25 protein-coding genes are annotated in these 25,826 nt (G+C 68.5%); 13 read left to right on the top strand and 12 right to left on the bottom strand.

The window, feature by feature from the left end; genetic code table 11:
• Positions 1-19: 19 nt before the first annotated feature.
• From ACQPZQ_RS18975 to ACQPZQ_RS18965, 3 genes are all read right to left on the bottom strand, one after another.
• Positions 20-973 carry a DUF5996 family protein gene (locus ACQPZQ_RS18975; RefSeq protein ID WP_433297580.1) on the bottom strand — a complete coding sequence of 318 codons (954 nt, stop codon included), beginning with the start codon at positions 971-973 and terminating at the stop codon, positions 20-22.
• Positions 974-1,112: 139 nt separating this feature from the next.
• Positions 1,113-1,877 carry an SDR family NAD(P)-dependent oxidoreductase gene (locus ACQPZQ_RS18970; protein ID WP_433297578.1) on the bottom strand — a complete coding sequence of 255 codons (765 nt, stop codon included), beginning with the start codon at positions 1,875-1,877 and terminating at the stop codon, positions 1,113-1,115.
• A gap of 20 nt (positions 1,878-1,897) precedes the next feature.
• Positions 1,898-2,956 (bottom strand): zinc-binding alcohol dehydrogenase family protein, encoded by a 1,059-nt coding sequence (locus ACQPZQ_RS18965; RefSeq protein WP_433297575.1) that lies wholly within the window; start codon positions 2,954-2,956, stop codon positions 1,898-1,900.
• 722 nt (positions 2,957-3,678) lie between these two features.
• Here ACQPZQ_RS18965 and ACQPZQ_RS18960 point away from each other — a divergent pair.
• Positions 3,679-4,590 carry a LysR family transcriptional regulator gene (locus ACQPZQ_RS18960; RefSeq protein ID WP_433297573.1) on the top strand — a complete coding sequence of 304 codons (912 nt, stop codon included), beginning with the start codon at positions 3,679-3,681 and terminating at the stop codon, positions 4,588-4,590.
• Positions 4,591-4,605: 15 nt separating this feature from the next.
• On the opposite strand, the gene ACQPZQ_RS18955 is transcribed toward ACQPZQ_RS18960, so the two are convergent.
• Positions 4,606-5,121 carry a CGNR zinc finger domain-containing protein gene (locus ACQPZQ_RS18955; RefSeq protein ID WP_433297571.1) on the bottom strand — a complete coding sequence of 172 codons (516 nt, stop codon included), beginning with the start codon at positions 5,119-5,121 and terminating at the stop codon, positions 4,606-4,608.
• A gap of 97 nt (positions 5,122-5,218) precedes the next feature.
• Here ACQPZQ_RS18955 and ACQPZQ_RS18950 point away from each other — a divergent pair, with 97 nt between their 5' ends.
• Genes ACQPZQ_RS18950 through ACQPZQ_RS18940 form a run of 3 tightly spaced genes read left to right on the top strand, consistent with a single transcriptional unit; the run spans position 5,219 to position 7,749 of the window.
• Positions 5,219-6,097, top strand: coding sequence for an alpha/beta fold hydrolase (locus ACQPZQ_RS18950; protein ID WP_433297569.1), 879 nt, complete (start codon positions 5,219-5,221; stop codon positions 6,095-6,097).
• Positions 6,098-6,132: 35 nt separating this feature from the next.
• Entirely contained in the window at positions 6,133-6,852 is a 720-nt protein-coding gene (locus ACQPZQ_RS18945; RefSeq protein WP_433297567.1) for an SDR family oxidoreductase, read from the top strand.
• Between the two features lie 27 nt (positions 6,853-6,879).
• A complete protein-coding gene (locus ACQPZQ_RS18940; RefSeq protein WP_433297565.1) occupies positions 6,880-7,749 on the top strand; it encodes a DUF427 domain-containing protein in 870 nt (289 codons plus the stop codon).
• Between the two features lie 33 nt (positions 7,750-7,782).
• Here the strand turns inward: ACQPZQ_RS18940 and ACQPZQ_RS18935 are convergent, their stop codons facing one another.
• The 3 genes from ACQPZQ_RS18935 to ACQPZQ_RS18925 are packed head-to-tail and all read right to left on the bottom strand — an operon-like array spanning position 7,783 to position 10,981.
• Positions 7,783-9,075, bottom strand: coding sequence for an MFS transporter (locus ACQPZQ_RS18935; protein ID WP_433297563.1), 1,293 nt, complete (start codon positions 9,073-9,075; stop codon positions 7,783-7,785).
• Between the two features lie 38 nt (positions 9,076-9,113).
• Positions 9,114-9,962 carry a DeoR/GlpR family DNA-binding transcription regulator gene (locus ACQPZQ_RS18930; protein ID WP_433297561.1) on the bottom strand — a complete coding sequence of 283 codons (849 nt, stop codon included), beginning with the start codon at positions 9,960-9,962 and terminating at the stop codon, positions 9,114-9,116.
• On the bottom strand, positions 9,959-10,981 hold the full coding sequence (locus ACQPZQ_RS18925; protein ID WP_433297559.1) for a 3-hydroxyacyl-CoA dehydrogenase family protein: 1,023 nt from the start codon (positions 10,979-10,981) through the stop codon (positions 9,959-9,961). Before ACQPZQ_RS18925 ends, ACQPZQ_RS18930 begins: the two co-directional genes overlap by 4 nt.
• A 126-nt stretch (positions 10,982-11,107) precedes the next feature.
• Here ACQPZQ_RS18925 and otnK point away from each other — a divergent pair, with 126 nt between their 5' ends.
• Positions 11,108-12,433 (top strand): 3-oxo-tetronate kinase, encoded by a 1,326-nt coding sequence (gene otnK, locus ACQPZQ_RS18920; RefSeq protein ID WP_433297557.1) that lies wholly within the window; start codon positions 11,108-11,110, stop codon positions 12,431-12,433.
• A gap of 38 nt (positions 12,434-12,471) precedes the next feature.
• The gene (locus tag ACQPZQ_RS18915) at positions 12,472-13,101 is read left to right on the top strand and encodes a class II aldolase/adducin family protein (protein ID WP_433297555.1); all 630 of its coding nucleotides are present in this window, start codon (positions 12,472-12,474) and stop codon (positions 13,099-13,101) included.
• A gap of 12 nt (positions 13,102-13,113) precedes the next feature.
• Here ACQPZQ_RS18915 and ACQPZQ_RS18910 read toward each other — a convergent pair whose 3' ends face one another.
• Positions 13,114-13,893 (bottom strand): SDR family oxidoreductase, encoded by a 780-nt coding sequence (locus ACQPZQ_RS18910; protein WP_433297553.1) that lies wholly within the window; start codon positions 13,891-13,893, stop codon positions 13,114-13,116.
• Between the two features lie 203 nt (positions 13,894-14,096).
• Here ACQPZQ_RS18910 and ACQPZQ_RS18905 point away from each other — a divergent pair, with 203 nt between their 5' ends.
• The 5 genes from ACQPZQ_RS18905 (at position 14,097) to ACQPZQ_RS18885 (ending at position 20,252) form a co-directional block, all read left to right on the top strand.
• Positions 14,097-15,089, top strand: a complete 993-nt coding sequence (locus tag ACQPZQ_RS18905; RefSeq protein WP_433297551.1) for a peptidyl-alpha-hydroxyglycine alpha-amidating lyase family protein — start codon at positions 14,097-14,099, stop codon at positions 15,087-15,089.
• Positions 15,086-15,931, top strand: coding sequence for an HpcH/HpaI aldolase family protein (locus ACQPZQ_RS18900; RefSeq protein ID WP_433297549.1), 846 nt, complete (start codon positions 15,086-15,088; stop codon positions 15,929-15,931). The genes ACQPZQ_RS18905 and ACQPZQ_RS18900 overlap by 4 nt, the downstream gene beginning before the upstream one ends.
• The gene (locus tag ACQPZQ_RS18895) at positions 15,909-16,631 is read left to right on the top strand and encodes an alpha/beta fold hydrolase (protein ID WP_433297547.1); all 723 of its coding nucleotides are present in this window, start codon (positions 15,909-15,911) and stop codon (positions 16,629-16,631) included. The genes ACQPZQ_RS18900 and ACQPZQ_RS18895 overlap by 23 nt, the downstream gene beginning before the upstream one ends.
• A 285-nt stretch (positions 16,632-16,916) precedes the next feature.
• The gene (locus tag ACQPZQ_RS18890; protein WP_433297545.1) at positions 16,917-17,648 is read left to right on the top strand and encodes an alpha/beta hydrolase; all 732 of its coding nucleotides are present in this window, start codon (positions 16,917-16,919) and stop codon (positions 17,646-17,648) included.
• A 990-nt stretch (positions 17,649-18,638) separates the two neighbouring features.
• Positions 18,639-20,252 (top strand): ABC transporter substrate-binding protein, encoded by a 1,614-nt coding sequence (locus tag ACQPZQ_RS18885; RefSeq protein ID WP_433297543.1) that lies wholly within the window; start codon positions 18,639-18,641, stop codon positions 20,250-20,252.
• Positions 20,253-20,320: 68 nt separating this feature from the next.
• On the opposite strand, the gene ACQPZQ_RS18880 is transcribed toward ACQPZQ_RS18885, so the two are convergent.
• Positions 20,321-20,737 carry a PPOX class F420-dependent oxidoreductase gene (locus ACQPZQ_RS18880; RefSeq protein ID WP_433297541.1) on the bottom strand — a complete coding sequence of 139 codons (417 nt, stop codon included), beginning with the start codon at positions 20,735-20,737 and terminating at the stop codon, positions 20,321-20,323.
• Positions 20,738-20,817: 80 nt separating this feature from the next.
• Entirely contained in the window at positions 20,818-21,582 is a 765-nt protein-coding gene (locus ACQPZQ_RS18875; protein WP_433299285.1) for a class I SAM-dependent methyltransferase, read from the bottom strand.
• A gap of 133 nt (positions 21,583-21,715) precedes the next feature.
• Here ACQPZQ_RS18875 and ACQPZQ_RS18870 point away from each other — a divergent pair, with 133 nt between their 5' ends.
• The gene (locus tag ACQPZQ_RS18870) at positions 21,716-22,315 is read left to right on the top strand and encodes a TetR/AcrR family transcriptional regulator (protein ID WP_433297538.1); all 600 of its coding nucleotides are present in this window, start codon (positions 21,716-21,718) and stop codon (positions 22,313-22,315) included.
• Between the two features lie 278 nt (positions 22,316-22,593).
• Positions 22,594-23,448, top strand: coding sequence for a CDP-diacylglycerol diphosphatase (locus ACQPZQ_RS18865; protein WP_433297536.1), 855 nt, complete (start codon positions 22,594-22,596; stop codon positions 23,446-23,448).
• Between the two features lie 8 nt (positions 23,449-23,456).
• On the opposite strand, the gene ACQPZQ_RS18860 is transcribed toward ACQPZQ_RS18865, so the two are convergent.
• Positions 23,457-24,368, bottom strand: a complete 912-nt coding sequence (locus ACQPZQ_RS18860; RefSeq protein WP_433297534.1) for a universal stress protein — start codon at positions 24,366-24,368, stop codon at positions 23,457-23,459.
• Positions 24,365-25,807, bottom strand: a complete 1,443-nt coding sequence (locus ACQPZQ_RS18855; RefSeq protein ID WP_433297531.1) for an APC family permease — start codon at positions 25,805-25,807, stop codon at positions 24,365-24,367. The genes ACQPZQ_RS18860 and ACQPZQ_RS18855 overlap by 4 nt, the downstream gene beginning before the upstream one ends.
• Positions 25,808-25,826: the final 19 nt, after the last annotated feature.

Raw genomic sequence — 25,826 nt, 5'->3', positions numbered from 1 at the left:
GCCTATGGCCAGTGGTGCATCACGCCTGTCGCACGCTGTGTTGTTCAGCCGTGATGACGGGGTCAGTGACCCCACCAGGGGACGTCCATTTGTCGATGTCCCACCCGGCCCGCGTCGCGCCGGCCCGGTAGGCGCTGTCGTAGAACTCGAGCACCACTGCCCGGGGATCCGGCGCCGCGCGAGCGTCGTCGTAGCGCAGAACCGCGAGGTGGCTGCTGCCCCGCTCGATCCACGCGGCCGTCGAGGGGTGCAGCGGCTCGTCCGCCAGCCCGGCAGGCTCAGGGGACGTGTAGGAGTAGAACGCGGCCTCGGGGAAGGCGTCCTCGCCGAACCAGAAGCCGAAGCTGGTCACGTCCCGGGAGTAGGCCTCGCGGGTGACCGGATCCGTGGACGGAGGTTGATCGACGAATGCATCGCCGAACCGCGTGACGGCGATGTCGAATGTGTGCCAGAAGTGGTGAACAGGGCTGGTCTTGCCCGAATAGCCGGCCGCGAACTCCTCCAGCAGCAGGTTCACCTGGCTGAGAACACGCCAGTAGCGGCTCACCGCAGCGGCGTCGTAGGTCGCGTGTTCGGTGTCCTCGGCGAACGGCCTGCCGGAGTCGGACAGGTCGAACGGCCACGGCAGCGCGATCGTGACGTCGGCCCCGACAGCGGACAACCCCCTGCGCACCTGATCGTAGAAATCTGCGACCGACTGCCCGGAAAGGGGGAACGAGTACCGCCGGCCGCTCAGCGCGGTGATGTCCAACCGGTGGTCGAGGAAGTCGAAGTCGATGGTGAAGATCGTCGACCCGTCGGTCATCGGGCGAGTCGTGATACCACGGCCGGTGACATGGAACGGAACGCTCCACCAGTGGTTGCGGCGGGGGCTGGCCGCCAATCTGACCTTGCCGACGATCTGGGCGTAGCGGTGCAATGTCGCGCGGGTGTCCACCCAGGAGGCGAACGGAAGATCGGGAAAGAGCTCCACGGTGTTCTCCTCGCGGTCGGAATCGTCGTGAACGGCCTGCCATTCTCCCGCACTCGCAGCTAGGTCACCGCACACACGAGGGGGCCGCCGCACACATGTCCGGCCGTGTGCACCGGGGCCACGGGATGTGTGCCGTCACTCAGTGACCCGCGCTCTGGCCGCCGTCTACGTGGAGGATCTCGCCGGTTACGAACGGGGCGTTCTCCAGGAAGATCACCGCGTCGACGATGTCGCTCACCTCGCCCATCCGACCGACGGGGTGGTGGCCCGCCAGCATCTCGTGGTGTGCCTCGGGGTGCATGGGCGTCTTGATGATGCCCGGAGAGACGGCGTTGACGCGGATGCCGCGGGTGGCGTACTCGATGGCCAACGACTTGGTGGCGGACTGCACACCACCCTTGGTCAGCGATGCCAGCACCGAGGGGATATCGGAGTTGGCGTGATCGACCAAACTGGTGGTGATGTTGACGACATGGCCGCCGCCCAGGCCGAGCATGTGCGGGATCGCGGCCTTGGTGATGCGGAACAAGCCCGCCAGGTTCACGCCGACGACGGACTGAAAATCGTCTTCCGTGTAGTCGGTGAAAGGCTTGGGGACGAAGATCCCGGCGTTGTTGACCAGGGTGTCGACACGGCCGAAGCGCTCTATGCCTGCGGTGATGACGCGATCCGCGCCGGGGTCGGCGACGTCGGCCTGCACCGTGAGAACGTCGGCGTCGTCGCACGGGCCGATGCTGCGTGACACGGCGACCACGGCGAAGCCGATCTTGCGATACGCGGCGACCAGGCCTGCGCCGATGCCCTGCGAAGCGCCGGTGATGACCGCAACCTTCTTCTCCTGCGTATTGCTCATTCCGTCCTTTTTCTCCACCTGCGTTCGATGGTCTGGACAGCCTCGGCGCAACGGTTATCCTGCACCGGACGTCAGCCCCGGACAACCACCATCTTTCCGCCGGCTTCGTTGGCCTCCATCACGCGATGTGCCTCGCGGATCTCCTCGAACCCGAATATGCGGGCGGGCCTGGCGTCGAGCTTCCCGGACGCCACATCCCGCGCGATGTCCTGCAGAGGGACGTCCCACAGCGGAAAGCCGGGCGTCCCGAAGACGAAGCTGCCGAAGAAGGTCAGGTAGACCCCGCTGGCCATCTGCAGGAGCGGGTTGAAGTCGGCGATGGGGTCGAGGCCGCCGAGCCACCCGGCCAGGCAGGCCCGCCCGCCTCGGCGCAGCATGGCGAGCGAATCGATGATCACGCTGTTGCCGACGAGGTCGAGCACCGCGTCGATCTGCTTGGCCTCGGCGATCCGCTCGGAGAGGTCGAGCGCCTCCACCTCGCACCGCTCGACACCCAACGCCTCCAGCATGGCGAATCGATTCCGGTTGCGCGTCGTCGCGACGACACGCGACCCTGCATTGACAGCCATCTTGATCGCCGCCTGCCCGAAGGAGGACGTCCCGCCGCGGATGACCAGCAACTGGCCGGACTGGATCTCCAGATTGCGGAACAGGCAGGTCCAGGCGGTGGCATACGTCTCGGGAATGGCTGCCAGCTCGGCCCACGACAGCTCGGCGTCGATCAGCGCGACATTGGAGACCGGTGCACGGGTGAACTCGGCATAGCTTCCGTTGCGGGTACGTCCGAGACCGCCCATGAGAGCGGCAACCTTGGCGCCGACGGGAAACTCACCGCCTGGACACGACTTCACGGTGCCGACACATTCGATGCCGCTCACCTCCGCAGCCTCGGCCCACTCGCCCCGCCGCATGTGTATTTCGGCATGATTCAAACCGAAGGCCTTGATGTCGATGACGACTTCGCCTGCCCTGGGCTCGGGCTCAGGGATGTCCTTGTAGACAAGACTGTCGAGACCACCGAACTTCTCGAGAACGATGGCACGCATGATCTTCCTCCAGGGGCCGGCGGCAGCGGACCGGGCCAGCCTAACGCATGAGTAGGTTCGCCGATCGCCATCGAAATCCCACATGCGAACGGGGTCAGCGCCCGTCGAGAGCCATTCGAAATATCGCAGGCACCCTTCGACAAGTCGCACGTTCGCCCACGCCGCACTGTGGTAATCGTAATTCGAACCGCGCCGCTCGGAATAGAAAGAGTCGCATGTATATCAGCAATTCCGGGCAAATCGCCGAACCGCCGCCCTCATCGCACCGACCAGGCCCACCTTCACCGCCTGGCAGACCCGTGCCCACGGAGGCATCCGGCCACATCCCGTAGCCGGCCTCACAACCCCTTCCACGCTAACCATCCAACGATGCTTGACAGGTTACATCCGCCGATCCTAGGCTTTGCTAACCGCCATACGTAGCTTGAGTGGTTAGCTGGACCGCCGGGCGTGACCACGGGAAGGAAGACCGCGATGCCACAGCGCCCAGCCGGAACGACACCCGATCGCGGGCCGGAGCAGGTCGGAGAGTCCGCTTCGACCGCCCCGAGTCCAGCACTCGGACCCATCGTCACCGCCGCGCAGGTACGTGGACAGGCGCTCACCGTCACGCCGGGCTTCGGCCCGCTTCCGGCCACCTACCTGCCTGCCACACCGCTCAGCTCGTTTCGAGGCGGACGAGGGGCAACCGCCCGCCTCAGGGCGCCGGCGTTGCGGCTGGTGCGCCTCCTCGCCGGAATCTGGCACCACCGTGCATCGCAGGACGGACGTGTTCAAGGAACCGCCCCGCACCTCAGGTCGATCTCATGACGACGCTGCGCGCGCTCCAATGCCTCGTGGCATTGATCGACTCGGAATCGGTCACCGAGGCCGCGGCCATGCTGCACATGTCGCAGTCGGCGGTCTCGCATCAGATCGCCGGCCTGGAGCGCGAACTGGGAACCCAGGTGGTCGAGAGACTGCCCCGCGGCGTCCGCCCCACGGCGGCAGGCCGGGCCGCGGCCAACGAGGCCCGCACCGCACTGCAAGCCGCCGCTCGCGCGATCGAGACGGGCCGGCAGGTCGGCGGGGGCCGCGCCGGCAGACTCCGCATCGCGTGCAGCGAGACGATGACGGTCTGGCTACTGGCGCCCGTCCTCAAGGACTGGAGCCGGCGAAGACCCGAGGTGCGCCTCGACCTCGCCGAGTTCACGAGCGCAGACCGGATGACCGAGCACATCGCTGCCGGCGAGTCGGACATCGGTGTCGGGCCACGACCCACGACCACAGCGGCTCGCATCGAGCTGCTCGGCCAGGAGCCGATGGTCGTGGTGGCTGCCTGCGGCCACCGGTTCGCCGCGAAGTCGTCCGTGTCGGTGATCGAACTCGCCGACGAGCCGTTCGTCCATTACGACCCGGCCAACGGACTGTCGAGCTGGTTGGACGAGTTCGCGGCGCAGCATCAGCTGAGCACGATGCCGGTGCTGCGCACCCGAAGCCCCCGGACTGCGGCCCAACTCGCCGCTTCAGGGGTGGGGGTGGCGATCGTGCCGATCTCCGCCCTGATGAGCCAGACGGCACGAATCGTCCGCCACCTGGATCCCGAGGTGCGCCGCGACGTGACCGTGCAGATCGGCAATCCCGCTGACTCGCTGGCGCAGCGGTTCGTCGCCGATCTACGCCGCCGCGGCCTTCCTTGCTCGGTGGTCACCGATCACAAGTGCGAGATCGGTGCCTGACGGCGCGCGGCCTGGTCAGCCGGCCGCCTGGCTCCGCCGGTAGTGACGACGAACCTTCAGGCGATTGCCGCAGACCTTCATCGAGCACCAGCGAGCGGAGTTGCCGTGACTGCGGTCGAGAAGGAACAGCCGGCATTCGGGGTTGGCGCACGGCCGGAGGCGACCGGACATCCGTTCCTGCAGGTGACCCCAGGTGAGCAGCGCACGCGTGGCGAGGCGTCGATCGTCGTCCACGTCGAGCCGCCAGCTCACCCCGTCGCCCGTCAGGTCGGGGCGAAGCCGGACGCCGCGAAGCGACGGCGCGAGCACCGCCACCGGCTCCCGACCCCTCACCACAGCCTGCAGCCGGTCGCGAACCCGGCGCAGGTGGCCGATCTCCGCCCGCGAACCGCTGCCACCCCTGGCGAGAGCCCAGTGTTGCGCCTCGTCGTCGGCGGCAAGCAGGTCTCGGCTTTCGCGCTCAACCACCGGCGTGCTGTTCAGGAGGTCGAGCAGTAGCTGCTCGTCGCCCGGGTTCATCGGATGAAGCACGCGATGATCATAACCACACAAAGGCTCTTGACAAGTTAGGGACGGGCATGTCTGATGGCGTCCGCCTAACCATTCAAACGATGATGGGTAGTTAGTCATGTCTGACGTGCACCACCGCACCGCCACCGTGAACGGGCACCGGGTCTTCTACCGCGAGGCCGGTCCCGCCGGCGCGCCCGTGGTCCTGCTCCTGCACGGATTTCCCACCAGCTCGCGCATGTTCCGCCGCCTGGTCCCCGCGCTCGCCGACCGTTACCACGTCGTCGCGCCCGACCACCTCGGCTTCGGACACTCGGCAACGCCCGGAACCGACGAGTTCACCTACACCTTCGACGCGCTGACCGACGTCACGCAGGGCCTGCTCGACCAGCTCGGGATCGATCAGTTTGCGATGTACGTGCAGGACTACGGCGCGCCTATCGGCTGGCGGCTCGCACTGCGCCGGCCCACTGCCGTCACGGCGATCATCAGCCAGAACGGCAACGCCTACGACGAGGGCTTCGTCCCGGACTTCTGGGCGGCGGTGTGGGCCTACGCCGAGGATCCCGGCCCGGCCACCGAGCCTGCCGTTCGTGGCGCACTCTCCGTCGACGCCATCCGCTGGCAGTACCTCACCGGCGTGCCGGAGCCCGACCTCGTCGACCCGGATACCTGGCTGATCGACCACGCCGGCGTCGCCCGACCCGGGAACGACCAGATCCAGCTGGCCCTGTTCCGGGACTACGCGACGAACCCGCCCCTCTACCCCGCCGTGCAGGAGTACTTCCGCACGAGCCAGGTTCCGCTGCTCGCGATCTGGGGCGACGGCGACGAGATCTTCGGACCGGACGGGGCGAAGGCCTTCGCCAAGGATCTCCCCGATGCCGAGATCCGTCTCATCGAGGGCGGCCACTTCCTGCTCGAGAGCGCCTTCGACACGGCGAGCAGGTACATCCGCGGGTTCCTCGGCCGCACCGCGGCCGCGATCACGTCCTGACAGCTCAGGCGCCCCTCGAAAGGACCCACAGCATCATGTCCGAACCGCTGAAGGACCAAACCGTTCTGGTCGTGGGACGCGGCGGCGGCCTTGCTCGCGCTGTCGCACTCACCGCGCGTGACGCCGGCGCTCGTGTCGTGGCGGCCGGACGGCGCCCCGATGCCCTCGCCGCCGCCTACGCCGACGAGCCCGGCATCACCGTCGACACCGTCGATCTCACGGACGAGCGCTCGATCATCTCGCTCGGAGAACGGCTGGGGACTCTCGACCACGTCGTGTCCACCGCATCGGCCCGCGCCCGCGGCCGCCTCGCGGAGCTCGACCGGGAGGCGGTCCGGGCGTCCTTCGACACCAAGGTCATCGGTCCGCTCATGCTGGCCAAGCACCTTGCACCGCGGATCAACGACGGCGGCTCGTTCGTGCTGTTCTCAGGGGTGGCGGCCTTCAAGATCGCCGTCGGCACCCTCGCCGTCGCGATCACCAACGGCGCCGCCGACACGCTGACCCGCTCGCTCGCGCTCGAACTGGCGCCCATCAGGGTCAACGCGATCTCTCCCGGCGTGGTCGACACCGGCGCATGGGACGCACACGGCGAGCAGCGCAAGACCGAGATGTTCGCGGACATGAGCGTCCGCAATCCGGCACGACGCATCGGCACGGCCGACGACATCGCCTCCGCCGTGCTGTTCGCACTCACCAACACCTTCCTCACCGGTGTGACGCTCGCCGTCGACGGCGGCGAGGTGCTCACCTGATCCGGAACCGATCGGAGGACCTTCTCAATGGGCCTGTCGTGGCAGCAAGGACCGCTCTCGCCGGGAAGGGTCGGGCGCTTCCTCGTCCCCGACCCACTCCCCGACCGACTGCTGTTCGCCGAGCCGTTGCGGCGGCGGATGCGGGTGCGGCTCGGAGGTGAGTGGATCGCCGACAGCGAGGACGTCGTACTGCTGCACGAACCCGGCCGCTACCCCGTCGCCTACTTCCCGCTCGGCGACATCGCGCCCGAGGTGCTGAAACGACTGGAAACCGTCACCGACCATCGCGATCTCGGGCCGACGTCCTGGTTCGCGGTGCACACCGCCGGAAAGACGGCGCAGCGTGGGGCGTGGCAGCACATCGGCCTGCCGGAACACGCGCGCGAGTTCGAGGGGCGAGTCGCATTCGCCTGGCGGGCGATGGACGCCTTCTACGAGGAGGACGAGCGCATCCTCGGTCACGCCGCGGACGCCTACCACCGCATCGACATCCGCCGCACGTCACGCCATCTGGTCGTGTGCCTGGGTGACCGCCCGATCGCCGACACGACGGAACCCGTGGTCCTCTACGAGTCCGGGTTCGCCCCACGCTGGTACGTCCCGCGGGCCGACATCGACGAGACGGCCTTGACCCCCGTCGAGGGCCAGACCTTCTGCCCGTACAAGGGACTGGCCGACTACTACGACATCGGCGACGCCAAGCGTGCCGCGTGGTCGTACCGCGACGCGTGGTCCGAGGTCGCACGGGTGCGTGACCTGGTCTCGTTCGAGCCGGACAAGATCACCGTTCTCCTCGACGGCACAGTGCTCGAGCTCGAACCCGGTCAGCAGGTCACCCCACACGGCATCGACCGTGGGCTCACCGCCGACGAGGTCGCCGCCGATCCACCGCATTGACGGTCACGGGGACCGAATCGCGCGCGGCCGATCTCAGAGCTTGCGCGAGTAGTCGATGGCCACCGACGGGACCGCCATCAGCAAGCCTGCGATGGCGAACATGATGAAGACCCCGACGAAGCTGCCGGACACCTGGACGATCACGCCGACCAGGATCGGGGCGAGGATCCCGGCCACGTTGCCCGAGAAGTTCATGGCCCCGGAGAGCCGGCCGACGTGCTGCGACGACGCGAGCCGTGCGGGAACGGACCAGTACAGCCCGCCCCAGCGAAGGAAGAAGTTCGCCAGGCTGATCAGAAGGATCGCCGCCGCGGGTGTCGACACCGTGTTGACGAGGATGATCGCGACGGCGACCCCGAGGCCGGCGAGACCGAGCAGGGTGCGGAGCACGAGGTTGGGGGACGCGCCCGAGCGGATCCACCGGTCCGCCACCTGGCCCGCGATCAGTTCGCCGACGAAGCCCGCGCCGAAGATGACGAACGTCCAGAGCCCGGTGATGCCGAACGAGACGTGCTGCACCTCGCTCACGTAGGACGGTGCCCACGTCAGCAGGCCGTAGACCACCGCGTCGTAGCCGAAGAACGCGATGAGCAGCAGCCAGGCACTACGGAACCGGAAGTACCGCAGGGCCGACCCCCGCGCTTCGGGCTCTCGACCTTCCTCGGCCTCGCCCTTCGCGAGATAGTCCGCCTCCTCACGCGTGATCATGGGATGGGTGGCCGGGTTGTCCCGCATGAAGAACCAGGCGGCTACGCCGATCAGCACCGTGATCAGGCCGACGCCGGCGAACGCCAGCCGCCACGTGCCCAGCCAGACGATCAGACCCGTGACCAGCAGCCCGCCGAACGCCGTGCCCAGCGGGCCGCCGCCGTCGACGAGCGTGCTCCCGCGGGCGTGCTCGCTCTTACGCAGCCAGCGCGTCAGCGACGCGTTGGCGCCGTTCTGCACCGGGCCTTCGAAGACGCCGAGGAGCATCCGCATGCCGATCAGCGAGGCCACACCGTTCGCGAGTCCGGTCAGTCCCTCGATGACGCCCCAACCGAGCAGGCTCCCGGTCACGACCTTGCGCGGCTTCAGCTTGTCCACCAGCCAGCCGCCGGGTAGCTGCATCACGGCGTAGGTCCAGCCGAACGAACTGAGGATGACCCCCGTGATCGCCGCGTCGAGATGCAGGTCCTTGCTGATCAACGGCATGGCGATCGACAACGACGCACGGTCGATGTAGTTGATGATCATGACGAGGACGAAGAACCCGAACATCCACCAGCGAAGGCCGGAAACGCGGATACCGGAAGCCTGGGTACGGACTCCACTTCGAGTGCCCATGTGCACTTGTGAGAACCACCAGTTCTATCGCGTGACCGTCAGAGACGGAGGGATTCACCAGCCTGTGCGACCGCGATTCCGGGCGCATCGTCGGTGGTGGCGGCGTGCGCGAGGTCGAGTTCGACACCGAGATCGCGGATTCCGTCGGCGGCCGCTGCCTGCAGCCTGTCGTCGGTGATGATGCGATCGAAACGGCGTAGCGGCACGACGTCGTACATGCCGAAGGTCCCGAACTTCGTGCTCGTCGCCAGGAGCACCGACTCGGAGGCACCGTCCAGGGCCGCGAGCTTGACCTCGACCTTGGCTTCGGCAGGCGTGGTGACCCCTCGGCTCAGATCCCAGGAGCTGGTGCTGATGAACGCGAGGTCGCTGTTCAGTTGCCGGAGCGTCTGGGCCGCCAGCCGCCCGACCGTGGATCGATTGGTGTGGTCGAGGCGTCCGCCGACGTGGATCACGTCCACGTTCGTGGATCCGGTCAGGTCGTCCACGATGACGCAGTCGTTCGTGATCACCGTGATTCCGCGGCGTTCGCGGATGGCCGGGGTCAGCGCGCCGGTGGTCGTGCCCGCGTCGAGGTAGATCGTCATGTCGTCGTGCAACAGGCTTTCCGCCCGCTGCGCGATGGCGACCTTCTCGAGGCGCTCGGTGCCCGCTTTCGTGGCGAACGTCGGCTCCTCGCGCATGGAGCTCGCGTGGCGCACGCCGCCGGGCACCGAGTAGGCCCGACCCTCCCGCTCGAGCACGACGATGTCGCGGCGCACGGTCATGTGGGAGACGCCGAGCAGCTCGGTGAGCTGAGCGACGCTGAGGACGGTGTCCCTGCGCAGCAACCGCATGAGCTTCTCGCGGCGCTGGTCGGGAATGAGATTCGTGTCCTTCTCGATCACTGCCCGGATTCTTTCTCCGCCTGGGCGGCGGCATCGAGGCCGGGGGCGGCGCCGAGCTCCCGGCGCAGGACACTGAGCCGCCGATAGGCGGCGTCCCGGTAGGCGAGCAGCGCCGGAACGTCCTTGCTGGGGATGTCGAGGAACCCGCGGCCGCTCTTGATCCCGAAGTTGCCCTCCTCGACCGTCTTGCGCAGCCGCTCCGGCGCAGCCAGCCGGTCGCCGTACTCGGCGGCCAGGCTCTCGTAGGAGGCGGCGTAGACATCGAGCCCGGCCATGTCCCCGATCGCGAAGGGACCGAAGAGCGCGAGCCGGAACCCGAAGGCGTTGCTCACGACGGTGTCGATCTGTGACGGGGTGGCCAACCCCTCGTCCACCATCCGCACGGCTTCCTTGTACAGCGCGAACTGGAGCCGGTTCGCGACGAAGCCGGGGCTGTCGGCGATCCGGGCCGGAACTTTGCCTGCCTCGGTGACCATCGCCTCGACACGGGCGATCGCGTCCTCGGATGTCCGCGGGGTCGCGATGAGCTCGATGGCCGGCACGAACGGCGCCGGGTTCATCCAGTGCACGCCGAGGAAGCGTTCGGGACGCTCGACGGACTCGGCGAGCTCACCGATCGGGATGGCCGACGTGTTCGTGCCGATCACGGTGTCGGCGCGGGCGGCCCGGGAGATCCGCCGCAGCGCGTCGGCCTTGACCTGTCGGTCTTCGAAGACGGCCTCCGTGACGTAGTCGACGTCTGCCACGGCGGACTCGATGCTGTCGGCGGCACGCAGCCGCTGTTCGAGGATCTCCACCGAGCCGGGGTCGAACAGATCCGTCTTCACGAAGCGCCGGGCCTCGTCGAGGAGCCGGACACGTGCGGCCTCCGCCTTGGCCGCATCGACGTCGCTCAGGACGACGTCCCGGCCGGACAAGGCGAGCACCTGAGCGATTCCGCCGCCCATGTATCCCGATCCGACGACTGCCACCGTTCGGATGTCGGCGCCGGACTCACTGGCTACGGGGTCGCTCGACATTCGGTCCACTCCTTCGGGGCGTCACGGGGCGACGTCATCGCGTCGTCACCTGGGACGTTAGCTCCGTATTCACAAGAGCGTCAACTCTGATAACGTTTCTTCACAGACGCGATCACGGCAATTCACATGATTCGGACAGCGTCTGCGTCGAGAGGGGTGGACGTGCCGCAGTGGGGCTGCATAGCCGACGACGTGACGGGAGCGACCGATCTCGCCACCAACCTGGTGTCCCGTGGCCTGCGCACGGTCGTGCTGCTGCAGCCGTTCTCCGACTCGGGCGCGCCACTCGGGCCAGGGCGGCTGCCCACGGAGGTCGACGACATCGACGCGATCGTGGTCGCGCTCAAGTCGCGCACCGCACCGATCGACGTCGCCGTGGCGCAGAGCCTGGCCGCGCTCGACTACCTGGAGTCCGTGGGCTCGGAGCGGATCTATCTGAAGTACTGCTCCACCTTCGACTCGACGCCCGAGGGAAACATCGGGCCGATCATCGATGCCGTGCTCGCGCGCACCGGCGAGACCCGCACGATCGTGGTGCCGAGCTTCCCCGACGCCGCGCGCACCGTGTACCGCGGACATCTGTTCGTCGGCGACGATCCGCTGGACGAGAGCCCGATGCGCAACCATCCACTGACCCCGATGCTCGACTCGTCGGTGCCGCGCCTGCTCACTCCGCAGACCAAGGGACACGTGGACCTCGTGACGCTGCCGACCGTGCGCGCGGGTCGTGCCGAGCTCGCCCGGAGCCTGGAGGCGGAGCGCGGCGACGGGCCGGTGTCCCTGGTGGTCGACGCGATCGAGAACGAGGATCTCGAGACGATCATGGCGGCCGCGGGAGCACTACGGGTGGTGACCGGAGGGTCAGGCCTCGCATTGGGAATGCCCCAGCGCGCAACGTCCGACGCCAGGCGGATTCGCGGGGTCGAGGGCCGTCGCGCGGTGCTCTCGGGCAGCGCCTCCCAGCGCACCCGCGAACAGGTCGCCTTCGCTCGCACACGGCTGCCGTGGTGGAAACTCGACGTGGACCGGCTCTCACAGGGTCTCGAGGACGCCGTCGAGGAGATCGCTCGCTGGGCCGCGGCTCGCTGGGCCGACGACCCCACGGCCATCCCGCTCGTCTACTCAGCGGATTCCCTCGACGACATCGACCACGACACGCCCGACGCGGCCGATCTCGTGGAACGGACCTTCGGTGCCGTCGCCGAGCGTCTCGTGACGCTCGGCGCGGCACAGCTGATCGTGGCCGGTGGCGAGAGCTCGGGACGGGTCATGGCCGAACTCGGTGTGGCCCAGCTGCGGATCGGCCCCGCGATCGCCCCCGGAGTCGCATGGAGCGAAGCCACGACGGCGACGGGCACCCTGCTGAACGTCGCGTTGAAGTCGGGCAATTTCGGCGAGGTCGACATGTTCACCGCGGCATGGCGCGAACTGGAACGGGGCACGGGCACATGAGCGACAACGGTTCTCGGACATCCGTGGAGACGGAATCGATGCTCAGAAAGGAACTCGTGGCCGCCGCGGCGCAGCTCGCGGCGGCCGGCATGAGCCCAGGCTCGTCAGGCAACCTCAGTGTCCGGCACGCCGACCGCATCATCATCTCGCCGACAGGCTCTGATCTCGGGTCGCTCGACCCCGATCGGCTCTCGGTACTCGATTTCGACGCGACGCTGCTTTCAGGACCCGCGCCGTCGAAGGAATATCCGTTCCACCGCGCCTTCTACCGTCGCGACGAGACGTTGCGAGCCGTCGTACACGTGCACTCCATCGGCGCCTCTGCGTGTTCGTGTCTCGACCCGTGGTCGGAACGCAGCGCGATCCCGCCGCTCACACCGTATTTCGTCATGCGCGTCGGCCAGACGCCCCTGATCCCCTACGCCGATCCCGGCGATCCGGCGCAGGCCGATGCCATCCAGGCATCCCGTTCACGTTTCCGGGCAGCGCTGCTGCAGAACCACGGCGCGATCACGGCCGGGCGCACCGTGCAGGAGGCACTGGAAGCGGTCGTCGAGCTGGAGCACACATGCTCCTTGCTCCTGCAGCTCGGCTCCCGCCCGTTCCAGCTGTTGCCCCCGGAGGCCGCGGACCGGCTGGCGAAGAAGTACGACTCGCCCTGGGGCTGACCCGTCCGCACGTCACATGACGTGCGACGCCCCGCCGTCCACATTCAGCGCCGAACCGGTGATGTACCCGGCCGCGTCCGACGCGAGGAACGCGATCGCCGCAGCCGCCTCCTCCGCCTGACCGGTGCGTCCCAACGGCACCCGGAAGTCGCGGGCGAGGTCCGCGTAGAACTCCTCCCGCGTGCGCCCGTCGTCGGCCGCACGCCACCGGCGATCGTTCTGGAGGCTCTCCACCACGCCGATGCAGACCACGTTCACCCGGATCCGATCCGACGCGACATCGCGGGACAACGCCTTCGCGTAGGCGAGCCCGGCCGCCCGCGACACCGACGTCGGGGACGACCCGGCTGACGGTTGCCGTCCGGCGATCGCCAGAACGCTCACCACCGCGCCCCCGCCCCGTGCCCGCATCGTCGGCACCACCAGGCGCGCCATCCGAATGTGGGCCATCAGCTTCAGGTCCAGGTCGTCCTGCCACGCCGCGTCGTCGACCTCGGCCGCGTGCCCCCTCGCCGAGGTCCCCGCGTTGTTCACCAGGATGTCGATCCCGCCGAACCGATCGACCGCGGCACCGTGCAGCCGCACGAGCTCGTCCGGATCCGTGGCGTCGCACGGGACGCCCAGGCACCGCTCGTTGTCGAGCGATGCCACCGCATCGGCGAGACGCTCCTTGTCGCGGCCACACACCACGACGCTGCTGCCCTCCGCGAGCAACAACCTCGCGGTCGCGAGCCCGATACCCGCCGTGCCGCCGGTGATGACAGCGACCTTGCCGGCCAATCCCAGTTCCACAGCCACACTCCCGGATCCGGCTTCCCGCCACTGCCCGGCCGGCCCTGCGAGGGCACCGAGCTCGCGAGCGGGAATTCATATTGTGAATAGACAGGCAATTCGATGAACCTTAGCCCACCGACGCATGGACGCCGAGAGATCACGCGTGGCACGATTCCTGTCGGCCCGCCGCCAGCGTCGGGCACGCGGCGAGGAGGTCGTGCGTGAGCGTCGTGCTCGGCTCGGGCGAGTACACGTACTGCGCACACGACGGGCAGTGGGGCGATCTGCCCGATGGCTGGGAGCTGATCGACGTCGCCGGGGTCGCGGTCGACGACCAGGACCGCGTGTTCGTCTTCAACCGCGGCGCGCACCCGGTGATCGTGCTCGACCGCCACGGCCGTTTCCTCGGCTCGTGGGGCGAGGAGATCTTCACCCGGGCCCACGGCATCCATCGGGGTCCCGACGGCAACCTCTACCTGACCGACGAGGGCGACCACACCGTCCGCACGTGCACGCCCGAGGGGCAGGTCCTGCTCGAGATCGGGGTCGCGGGGCGTCCGGCGCCGTTCATGAGCGGCGAGCCGTTCCACCGCTGCACGCACACGGCCCTCTCGCCGGACGGCGACATCTACGTCTCCGACGGCTATGGCAACGCGCGGATCCACAAGTACGCGCCCGACGGGACACATCTCTTCTCGTGGGGCGCGTCCGGCGTCGGCGAGGGCGAGTTCAGCCTCCCGCACAACATCGCCTGCGACGCCGACGGCTGGGTCTACGTCGCCGACCGCGAGAACCACCGCATCCAGATCTTCGACGGCGACGGCCGGTTCGAGACGCAGTGGCATGCGGTCCACCGCCCGAGCGCCTTCCACCTGACCGGCGGCCCCGACCCGCTCTGCTACGTCGGCGAGATCGGCACCCCGCTCGACTTCCAGCGCGGTGCGCCCAATCTCGGCCCACGGGTCAGCATCTTCACCCCCGGCGGGGAACTGCGTGCGCGGCTCGGCCGGGAGCCCACCCCCGGTACGGGCGCAGGTCAGTTCGTCTCACCGCACGGGCTCTGCGTCGACTCCCACGGCGACATCTACGTGGGCGAGGTGTCCCACACCGGCTGGCCGAACGTCTTCGGTTCCGACCGGCCCCGCCCGCAGCCGCTCCGGGCACTGCAGAAACTGGTGAAGGCCGGCCCGCCGAATGCGAAGGAGTCGAGTTGACCAGGGGAAACCCGCTCAAGGGGATCGGCGACTCCGGCCGGGCGCAGATCGGCACGTGGATCAACCTGGTCCGCAACCCCGCCGTGCTGACCCTGCTCAAGAGCACCGGCCTGGACTTCGCGCGGGTGGACATGGAGCACTCTTCCCCGTCCATCGAGACGATCGCGGACATGGCGGTGCTGGCACGCGCGCTCGGCTTCCCGCTGGTCGTGCGCCCGCCTGCGGCCGATCGCGAGTGGGTCACCCGGCTGCTCGACGTCGGTGTCGTGGGCCTGCACGTCCCACAGGTCGACACCCCGGAGATCGCGCGTTCGGTTGTTGAGGCCGCCTACTACGCGCCGCTCGGGCTACGCGGGATGGCGGTCAACGGCCCGCACAACGACTACCGCGCGGAGGCCGGGCTCGACGAGCTGAACGCACAGGTGCACATCACCGTGATGCTCGAGTCGCGCGAGGCGTTCCGGCACCTCGACGAGATCGTGGCGACCCCCGGGATCGACGCGGTGACCCTCGGGCCTGCCGACCTCGCACAGGAGCTGGGCGTGCGCGGCACACCCGACGAGGCACGCGTGCTGAACGAGCACCGGTCGCTGCTCCTCGACGCGGCGCGCCGCCACGGCAAGGACGTCGCGATGCTGTTCGACACGGTCGAGCAGGCCCGCCCCTGGATCGAGGCCGGCATCAGGATCATCGCCATCGCCTCTGACGTGGCAGTGCTACAGAACGGCTACCGCGGCATCGTCGCCGGGCTGCGCGCCGGCACCGACGGTCACGGCGACGACAGCTCCGCACCAGCCCCCGACGTGATGGGATTCGAGCATGCCCGTTCTCGAGCACGGTGACGTCAAGATCCGCTACGACGAGTACGGCGCCGGATTCCCGGTGCTGCTGTTCGCACCCGGTGGCCAGCAGTCGTCCGTCGGGTTCTGGGAGCACACCCCCTGGAACCCCATCGAGCACCTCTCCCCGCACTACCGCGTGATCGCGATGGATCAGCGCAACGCCGGCGGATCCACCGCTCCGGTCCGCGCGTCCGACGGATGGCACTCCTATATGGAGGACCACCTCGCGCTCCTCGACGCACTCGGCATCGAGAAGTGCCACCTCCTGGGCATGTGCATCGGCGGCCCGTTCATCGTGCAGCTCGCCGAGTCCGTCCCGGACCGCATCGGCGCCGCGGTCGTCCTGCAGACGATCGGCCTCGACGGCAACCGGGAGCTCTTCCACGGGACGTTCGACGCCTGGGCCGCCCGCCTCTCCGATCAGCATCCCGAGGCCGACGCCAATGACTGGAAGGGCTTCCGCTCGAACCTCTACGACGGGCCGAACACCCTCTACAGCGTCGCCGACGACGTCGTACCCCGGCTCACCACACCGATGCTGGCGTTCCTGGGGAACGACGAGCCGCACCCGGCCAGTGCGTCACGGTTCCTCGCAGCGCACGCACCGAACACGCAGCTCGTCGAGCAGTGGAAGGAACCCGAGCACCACGCCGCGGCGCGCTCTGCCATCGAGGCGTTCCTCGCCGACCACACGCCCTGAGTCGTACTGCAACGGCAGTTCGACGTGTCGTGTGAAGCTGCGCCCGGAGGGGCGGGAGCAGTGTCCCGGTGCCAGCCGCTGACCGAAGTGACCTCCGGGCACGGAGCCCTGCGCGAAACCCGTTGGCGGACCACGGCGACCACCGCTACTTTTCGGGCGGCCGTGCGAGAAATCGAGGAGGTGGTACCCGTGAACGTATCGACATGGGTGCTTCCGTCCGGGGTCACGGTCGGGCGATAGGTCGTCCGGGAGCGCCGTTCACGAGCACTCCCGAAAGGCACGACCATGCGATTCACTTCCGAACAGCGCCTCGACGACGGTGTCCTCGAGCGCGGGTTCACCCTCGGCGAGATCCCCGGCATCCTGTGGACGCCCGGATCCGCATCCGCACCGGCCCCGCTGATCCTGATGGGCCATCCCGGCGGACTGCGCCAGATGTACCCCCGACTGGTTGCCCGGGCCCAGCACTCCGCGGCGGAGGGCTTCGCCGCGGCCACCATCGAGCTCCCCTGGAGCGGTGACCGGCCCGGTTCCGCCGCTGCGAAGGAGGCCCGCGCCGAACTGCGCCGGGCGCTGGAGGCCGGCGAGCCGGTCGACGACGGGATCGTCGACCGGCTCGTCCTGCCGCTGGTCGAGAAGGCGGTCCCGGAATGGCGGGACGCCCTCGACGCACTCCTTCGGCTGCCCGAGATCAGCGGCCCGGTCGGGTACGCGGGAGGGGTGATCGCCATCGGCATCCGGCTGGCGGTGGTCGAGCCGCGTGTCTCGGCCGCCCTTCTGTTCGCCGGGAGTTTCGTACCCCGCGTCCTGTTCGAGGACGCCCGCCACGTCACCATTCCGCTGCAGGTGCTGCTGCAGTGGGACGACGAAGGAAACGACCGGCAGATGGCCCTGGACCTGTTCGACGCTTTCGGCGCCACGGAGAAGACGCTGCACGCCAACATGGGCGGGCACACCGGCGTCCCGCAGTTCGAGGGGGACGACGGGAACCGGTTCTTCGCCCGGCACCTGAAGTGACGCCGGGCCGTCAGACCGGCAGCAGACGATCGGAGCTGTCGACCACGATGCGGTAGAACGCCGGTTTCACGGACGGTCCTGCTCTCCGGCGGGGGCGGTCTGACCGCCGACCAGCGGCCAATGTCCGCCCCGTCGGGGAGGCCCGCGGTGATCATCACCGGCCGGCCGCCGCATCTCGGTCCGTTCCGGCAGCACCTCCGGGAACCGATCACCGGTCGAGGTTCTCCGTGGTTCGGTCGCAATGCAGTGATTGACCGATCACCTTTCGCCCGCACAGCCGCCGATTGTTGACAACTTCGTTGCCAATATCAGCCGACGGAGTTATGCTCCGATCGAATCACAGTGGGTTGCGATACCGCTCACACTCGGAGGCGAGCGGGTAGGCCGCAGGTGGGCCGGGCCGGACGTGATCGAGGCGGCCCTATCTCGGCACCGACGACGACGTGACGGTGTAGGAGACGGAGTTCGGCGCCCCGCGCACCGATAGCTGGATCGTGACCGCCGGCTGACGCCGGGGCGGCCGCGTCGGGGCCTTCCCCCAACCAACTGCATGCCGCGTTCGACACAACGAGGTGGACGACGATGGTTCTGTTGCTCGCACACGTCACGAACCATGGCTTCGGCGAGGATCGCCCTCAGGGCGATGTCGTCGCACCATACGGCGCGGTGGGCCGCCGGCGGCGATCCACCTCTTCTGCGCCCACCTGGCGGCCGACGAGACGCCCGCATGCGGCGGGATCCCGACCCCGGCGATGACCGGTAGACCGTCGGCGTCGATCTGACCGTCCGGAAATTTCACCCGGGCCGCATTCGCCGTCCCCGACTCGCTCCCGACGATCGCCGGACCGGAGATCAAGGGCGGGCTGCGGCACCTGAATCGGGACACATTCCACCCCACCATTCCGGCTCGACGGATGAATTCGTCGAGATAGGCGCGTTTCGGATGCGGCCGATCCGGTCGCCCACTCACAGCAAAGGAGCTGTGCTGACATGGGTACGAGAATTCGCACCTCGGTCACGGCGACCGCTGCGGTCGCCTGTCTCGCCCTGCTCGCGGCGTGCGGCGCCATCGGCGTCGCCCCGAGCGAGCAGGGCGATCGCATCGTGGCCACGAATCCGTACGGAGGGAATCCCGCCACCGAGGGCGAGCCCAAACGCGGCGGGACACTCGTGATGGGAACCGACCGCGAGGTGGTCAGCTTCGACACGACAGTGCAGAACGCCAACCAGGCGGCGATGGCTGTCTACGACTCGCTGCTCAAGCTCACGCCCGACGGCACGCCGGAGCCGTACATGGCCGAGTCGATGGAGTCACCCGACAACGGGGTGACCTGGCGGCTCGCCCTGCGGCCCGGCGTGATGTTCTCCGACGGCACCCCGCTGGACGCGAACGCGGTGATCGTCAACGTGCAGCGGCACGTCGACAAGGTCTCCTCGCCCGGTCACCTCTACACCGAGCCGATCGCGTCGATGCGGGCGGTGGACCCGTTGACCGCCGAGTTCACGTTGAAGCGCCCGTTCGGTCAGTTCCCCACGGCATTCGCCCTGGGCTTCAACGGCGGCCTCGGCGCGATCATCTCACCGGCGGCGCTCCAGCAGTACGGTGACGACATCGGCAGCCACCCCGTCGGAGCAGGCCCGTTCGTGCTCAGCGAGTGGACACGGGACTCGAGGATGGTCCTGAACCGCAATCCGAACTACTGGCAGGCGGGCATGCCGTACCTGGACGCGTTGGAGTTCCGGCCGTTGCCCGACACGGAGACCCGCTACGCCTCGATCGAGAACGGCGACGTCGACCTGATCTTCGGCGGCTACCACACCGAGTTGGTGCGCGGCTTGGACAACCCGAACCTGACCGTCTACTACGGGCCGGGTCATGGCGCCGAGTGGGTCTACTTCAACCACACGCGACCCCCGTTCGACGACCACCGGATGCGCGAGGCCGTCGTGCGCGGAATCGACCTGGACGCACTTGCGGCCACTCAGTTCCGCAACCGGATGACCCGCGCCGACGGGTACTTCGGGTCGGACAGCGAGTACCAGACGCCGGAGGCCGCGGCGGCGTGGCCGGCGACCGACATCGAGCGGGCGAAACAGCTGGTCGAGGAGTACAAGGCCGAGGGCGGCAACACGACCGTGTCGCTGAAGACGTCGAACGCACCGAACAGAGTGGCCTTCGCGGAGTTCCTGCAGGCCCAGATGGCCGTGATCGGCATCACCGTGCAGCCGGAGTTCTATGACCTCGCGCAGTTCGCCGGCACTGTCGTGCAGAGCCGCGACTTCGACCTAGCCAGCTTCGTCGGCGGCCCGGTCGACACGCCGTACCCGAGCGCGTCGAACATCTTCCGCACCGGCGGCAACGCCAACTACGGCGGCTACTCCAATCCGCAGATGGACGCGCTGCTCGACCAGGCGGCGACGACCACCGACGAGGCCGAGCGCACTCGGCTCTATCAGCAGGTACAGCTCCTGTCCAACCAGGACCTCGTGGACGCCTGGTACAGCCGGGGCTACCTGTCCACCATCGCCAAGCCCGAGGTCAAGGGCGTGGTGCGGTACCTGAACCGCACCCACTTCTACGCCACGACCTGGCTGGACCGCTGACAGGTGTCACGCCGCCCCGGGGCGCCGGCCGGGCCGGCGCCCCGGAGCGGTGATGCATCCAGAGTGGGTCATGCTCGATGGACGGCGTGTCGCGCCTCGTACCAGGTGTCGCCGACGGGCTCGCCCGCCATGTTCCAGCTCCACGAGTCGGTGGGACTGATCCGGATGTAGAGGCCCGGCCCGACCATTCCGGTCCGCTCCACCGGGGGATCGGCTCGCCCGTAGATCCGTATCCCACGCGCGATGAACGGTTCGAAGGACACCATGTCGTCGACCACCAGCGCGACTTTCCGGTTCCCCGCGCGGACGTTGCGGAACTTCCGGGTCCGTTCGACCGACGCTCCGGATCCGCCCACCCAGAAGAACTCCCCGTCGAACTCGAAAGCGAGGGGGACGACGTCGGGCTGCCCGTCGGCGGAAAGCGTGGAAACCCGAGCGAGCGGTTGCGACCGTAGGTAGGCGATCTCTTCCTCGGTGAACGACATGCAGTGGCTCCTCTCGGGAAGGTCCGCACAGTGTGTACGAACCCGCAAGAGTCGAGATCGACGGCAGCCGTCGCAAAGGATCAGGAGGCGCCGACTCGCAACGCCGTGACCACGAGCGCCGTGTACCGCATCGTGAAGCTGCCCCCGAATGCGTCGACGGCGGCGCCGGTGCCCGTCAGCACCTCCTGGAGCTGGGCGGGTGGGAGCCGTGTGTGCAGGCCGGTGGTGGGCACGTGGTCCAGCCACTCGTCCCGGGTGTAGGTCTGCTCCCAGTCGAATCGCCACTGCTCGGGCTCGCCGAACGCGCTCGTCCCCCGGATACCGTCCGCCGCCATGTCGCCCATCACCGAGTACCCGTCGACGGCCGACATCGTCGGCCGGCGGGCGGCAGGCGAGTCGGGCAACACTGGGAGATAAATCTCGACGAACGATTCCGCCAGTTCGGGCGGTGGTTCGGCAGCGTTCCAGAACACGGCCAGGCGGCCACCGGGCCGCAGCGCCTGCGCCGCCTTGGCCGCTCCCGCAGCCGGGTCCACCCAGTGCCAGGTCTGCCCGGAGACGACCGCATCGAACTCGCGGCCTGCCGGGTCCCAGGCTTCGAACGCCGCCACCTCGACGTCGAGGCCCCGCCGACGCGCGAACTCGGCCATCCGCGCATCGACGTCGACCCCCAGCACCGTGCAGCCGGCCGCTTGGAACTGCCGGGCCGCGATGCCGGTGCCACACCCGACGTCGAGAACGTCACGGCCGGGACTGGTGGCGACGATGCGGTCGACCATGGCTTGCGGGTAGCGCGGCCTGGCCCGGTCGTAGCGCTCGGCGTCCGCGCCGAAGGACTCCGCCATCTGTCGGTGGTGGTGAGGCGCGTCGCCGGACGAGGGCGTTCCCGCCGAAGGTAGAGTGGGCATGTGCCCACTCTAGTGGGCACATGCCCACTCATCGACGGGGCGGGCTCGACGAGGGAACGAAGGACGCACGGTGCCGACAGGTGTGGCCATCCACGACGCGCGTGATCAGCTGTTCGACGCCGCCGAGCGCGTGTTGCTCCGGGACGGGCCGAACGCGCTGACCAGCCGGGCAGTCACCACGGAGGCCGGCTGCGCCAAGGGAGTGCTGCATCGGCACTTCGCCGACTTCGACGCGTTCCTCGCCGAACTCGTGCTGAACCGCATGGCCCGGATCGACGGTCAGGCCGCAGCCCTGCAGGCGTCGGCCGGAACAGGCACCGTCGCCGACAACGTCGCCCGCGCCCTGACCGACCTGTTCGGGTCGGTCGCCGTGGCGATCGTCGGGCTCATCATCTCCCGGGACGATCTGCGCGCCCGGCTCCGCCGGACCACGCCGACCGGCATCCCGCTGCTCACCGAAGCCACGGCCATGATCGCCTCCTATCTCGCAGCCGAGCGCGAACTGGGCCGTATCGCGGCGGCCGCCGACGTCGACACGCTCGCGCCCACACTGATCGGGGCCGGGCACCTGCTCTTCGCCGACCGGAAAGGCACACCGCCGGAAGCCGGCGCCGTCGACAAGGTCGTCACCTCGGTCATCGCCGGCGTCGTGCGAGAACAGCAGCCATAACCGCCGGTCGACGCTCGCCCCATTCGCGCGCAGATCACGCCGATCTCATTAACGCCCTGTCGCCGCCGCAAAGCACAGATGCTTGACGACCATTCGGCACGTGCTACTCTCCGTTATCAACAATGCGGCCGGCGGTCGGGTTTTGATATACGTACCGTGAGGGGACGGCCGACAACCCGTGTCGGGGCGGGTGGTTCAGGGCAATTGATCGAGTCAGCGATGCCGTGCGGCCGATGAGTCGACCATCGCCGGTGGATCTCTGACATATCGGAGGACATGTGGACGAGAACGTCGAGGACGTGCGCCGACGCCAATTCCTCAAACTGTCCGGCACGGCCGGGCTTGCCATAGCTCTCGGCGGCTTCGGCACGCCGGCCGGTGCGGCGGTGCCCACAGCCCTTCAACCCAACCTGTGTGGCTCCGACACGGACTCCAAAGGCAGGTTCGTCCTCTGGGACCGTGCCAAAGCATGTGGGGATGCGTATAAAAATCCCAAAAAACCCACGCCACCGCAGTATTGCCTGATCGGAGGTAAGCGTGATGTCGTGCTGCACGGCGGCGGCTCGACCACGCATGACTTCCTCCTGGTTCCCACCACCCGCATCAAGGGAATAGAATGCCCACTGCTCCTCAGCGACCTCGGGAGACAATACTGGGAGGACGCCTGGAACTACGCGCAGCCAGGAGCCGGCCCGGGAGCGGTGAGCTTCCCTGCCGGCCAGCTCGCACTGGGAGTGAACGCGGCACACACGACTGGAAATCCACCTAAACCTGTTCGCAAACAGGACCAGCTGCATATTCACATGGCCGGCATCCCGCAGAACGTGGTCAACCAGCTGAAGCCCATAACGAGCGGCGTACAGCAGTGGAGATCGACGATCCTGGATGTCGCTTTCGGCGGAGGGACGTACGCCCTCCGAGGATTCCGCGCCACGAGCTTCAACGAGAATTTCTTCAAGCTCCTGCACGACGAGGTCGTGAAGCCGGCGGGCGAGGACATGGCAACCCAGATGATCGTCGTCACGAAGGCCGGCGGCAACGACTGGTACGTCTTGAACAGCAATAGCGCTGTGCGGGGGCCGAACAACACCGGTGGAACGAGCACCTGCGATCGGATTCTCGTCTACAAGTAGGCCGCGGGCTACTCCTGCCCGGCTAGCGCCTGCGCCGCACCGCGCGGCACCACCATCACCGGCACGGGCGAGTGCCGGACGATCCGCGATGAGCGAGAGCCGATGAACACGCGTTCGAGCGGTCCCGCGGTGCTGGACCCGACGGCCAACAGGTCACCGTCCGCCCACCCGATGTCCTCGATCGCCCCCGCCCAGTCGGTGCCGTACCCGACCACCGACTCGATCGAGGACGGCCGGTGGGGCAGGCGTTGGACGTACTCCAGGACGGCACGCTGAGCGTGCTCGGCGTCCGCCGCCCACTTGTGCGCCACGCCGTCCTCGGCACGGGAACCGATCCCTGCCGTCAGCGGCGTGCGCGGGCGCACGGCGAAGGACGCGACGCGCAGCGTGGCACCCGCCCGCGCGGCGACCTCCGCGACGGCGATGACGAGCTCGTGGGAGTCCTCGGTCGCACCGAAGGCTGCCGTCACCCGGCGCACGCTGCTGTCGGGCCGGCAGCGGAACCCACGGGGGCCGAGCACGACCGGCAGGGGCGAGCTGTGCAGCAGCCGGTCCGCGACGCTGCCGAACGCGACCCGCCCGAGCACCCCCGCCGTGGACGAGCCGAGCACCAGCATGCGTGCGCCGTGTTCGTTCGCGATCGCGATCAGGCCCGCCGACGTCGAGCTCGCCCTGGCGACGACGAACTCGGCGGAGCAATCGGGGGGCACCAGGCTGCGGGCCCGCTCGATGGCCTCCTTGGCGCTCTGGTCGAGGTACTCCTGGTACTCGGCGTCGACCCTGCCCATCCCCGGCGGCCACGGGGGCGGCACCACGGTGCACACCACGAGGTCCTCGTCGAACGAGCGGGCGAGCCTCCCGCCGAGCTGTACCGCTGCCGTTGCGCGCTCGTCGCGCGGCAGCCCGACGACGAGCGTCACAGCACGTCCTCCTGGGGATCCGTGGCAGCGGCACGTAGCCGCGAGTGCCGGATCCCGTAGGCGAAGTACCAGACGAGCACGACGGCCACCCAGATCGCGAACACGGCGATCGTCATCGGCTTCAGGCCGACGACGATCCAGAGACAACCCGCAATCGAGAGGATGGGTGTGACCGGATAGCCGGGAACGCGGAACCCACGGGGCAGATCAGGTGCGGTGCGCCGCAGGACGATCACACCGACGGAGACGACGAGGAAGGCCACGAGTGTGCCGATGCTCGTCAGCTGGGCGAGGAAGTGGATCGGAAGGAGCCCGGCCAGGAGCGCCACGGCGACGGCGACCACGATCGTGGTGTTCACGGGCGTGCTGGTGCGGGCGTTCACCTGGTGGAAGAACTGCGGAAGCAGCCCGTCGCGGCCGATCGCGAACAGGATGCGGGTCTGACCGTAGATCGTCACGAGGGTGACACTGAAGATCGAGATGATGGCCCCGGCCGCAAGCACGGTTCCCGGCCAGCTGGCACCGACCACGTTCTCCAGAATGGCGGCGAGCCCGGCCTCCTGGCCCTCGAAATCCGCCTGGGGCTGGGCGCCGACCGCCACCAGGGCGACCGCCGTGTAGACGAGTGTCACGGTGCAGAGCGCCAGGATGATCGCCAAAGGCATCGTCCGGCGTGGGTTCTTCACCTCCTCCCCCGCCGTCGACACGGCGTCGAGACCGATGTAGGCGAAGAAGATGATGCCGGCGGCCCCGGTGATTCCCGTGATTCCGAACGGCGCGAACTCGGCGAAGTTGTCGGTGTTCCAGCCCGTGACGCCGATGACGACGAACATCAGCAGCACGGCGATCTTGATGACGACCATGACCGCGTTGACCGTTGCCGACTCGCTCGCCCCGCGGATGAGCAGGAGCGCGCACAGCGCCACGAGCACGACGGCGGGCAGGTTCAGCAGGCCACCGCCCTCCGGCGACTGGGAGAGGAACTCGGGGATCCGGAACCCGAACAGGTTGCCCAGCAGCTGGTTGAGGTACTGCGACCAGCCGACCGCCACCGCCGCGGACGACACGCCGTACTCGAGCAGCAGGCACGCCGCCACCCCCATGGCGACGACCTCACCGAGCGTCGCGTACGCGTAGGAGTACGACGACCCCGACACCGGGACGGCGCTGGCCAGCTCCGCGTAACAGACCGCGGTGAGGCCCGCGACGATCCCGGCGATCACGAACGACCAGACGACCGCCGGTCCGGCGACAGGGACGGCCTCGGTCAGGACGAAGAAGATGCCCGTCCCGATCGTCGCGCCCACGCCGATCATGGTGAGCTGGAAGAGCCCGATGGTACGGGCGAGCTCGCCCGCGCCCTGGCCGTCGAGTCCGGTCTCCGCGGCCATCTTCTCTACAGGCTTGCGACGGAAGGCCTGCTGCAACAACGTCGCCATGCCATCTCCTCGGTTCGTG

The organism is Pseudonocardia sp. CA-142604 (assembly GCF_050948475.1).
In the GTDB taxonomy this organism is placed as follows: domain Bacteria; phylum Actinomycetota; class Actinomycetes; order Mycobacteriales; family Pseudonocardiaceae; genus Pseudonocardia; species Pseudonocardia alaniniphila.
The sequence above is the reverse complement of the archived record's forward strand: the minus strand, read 5'-3'. Positions and strand labels throughout refer to the sequence as shown.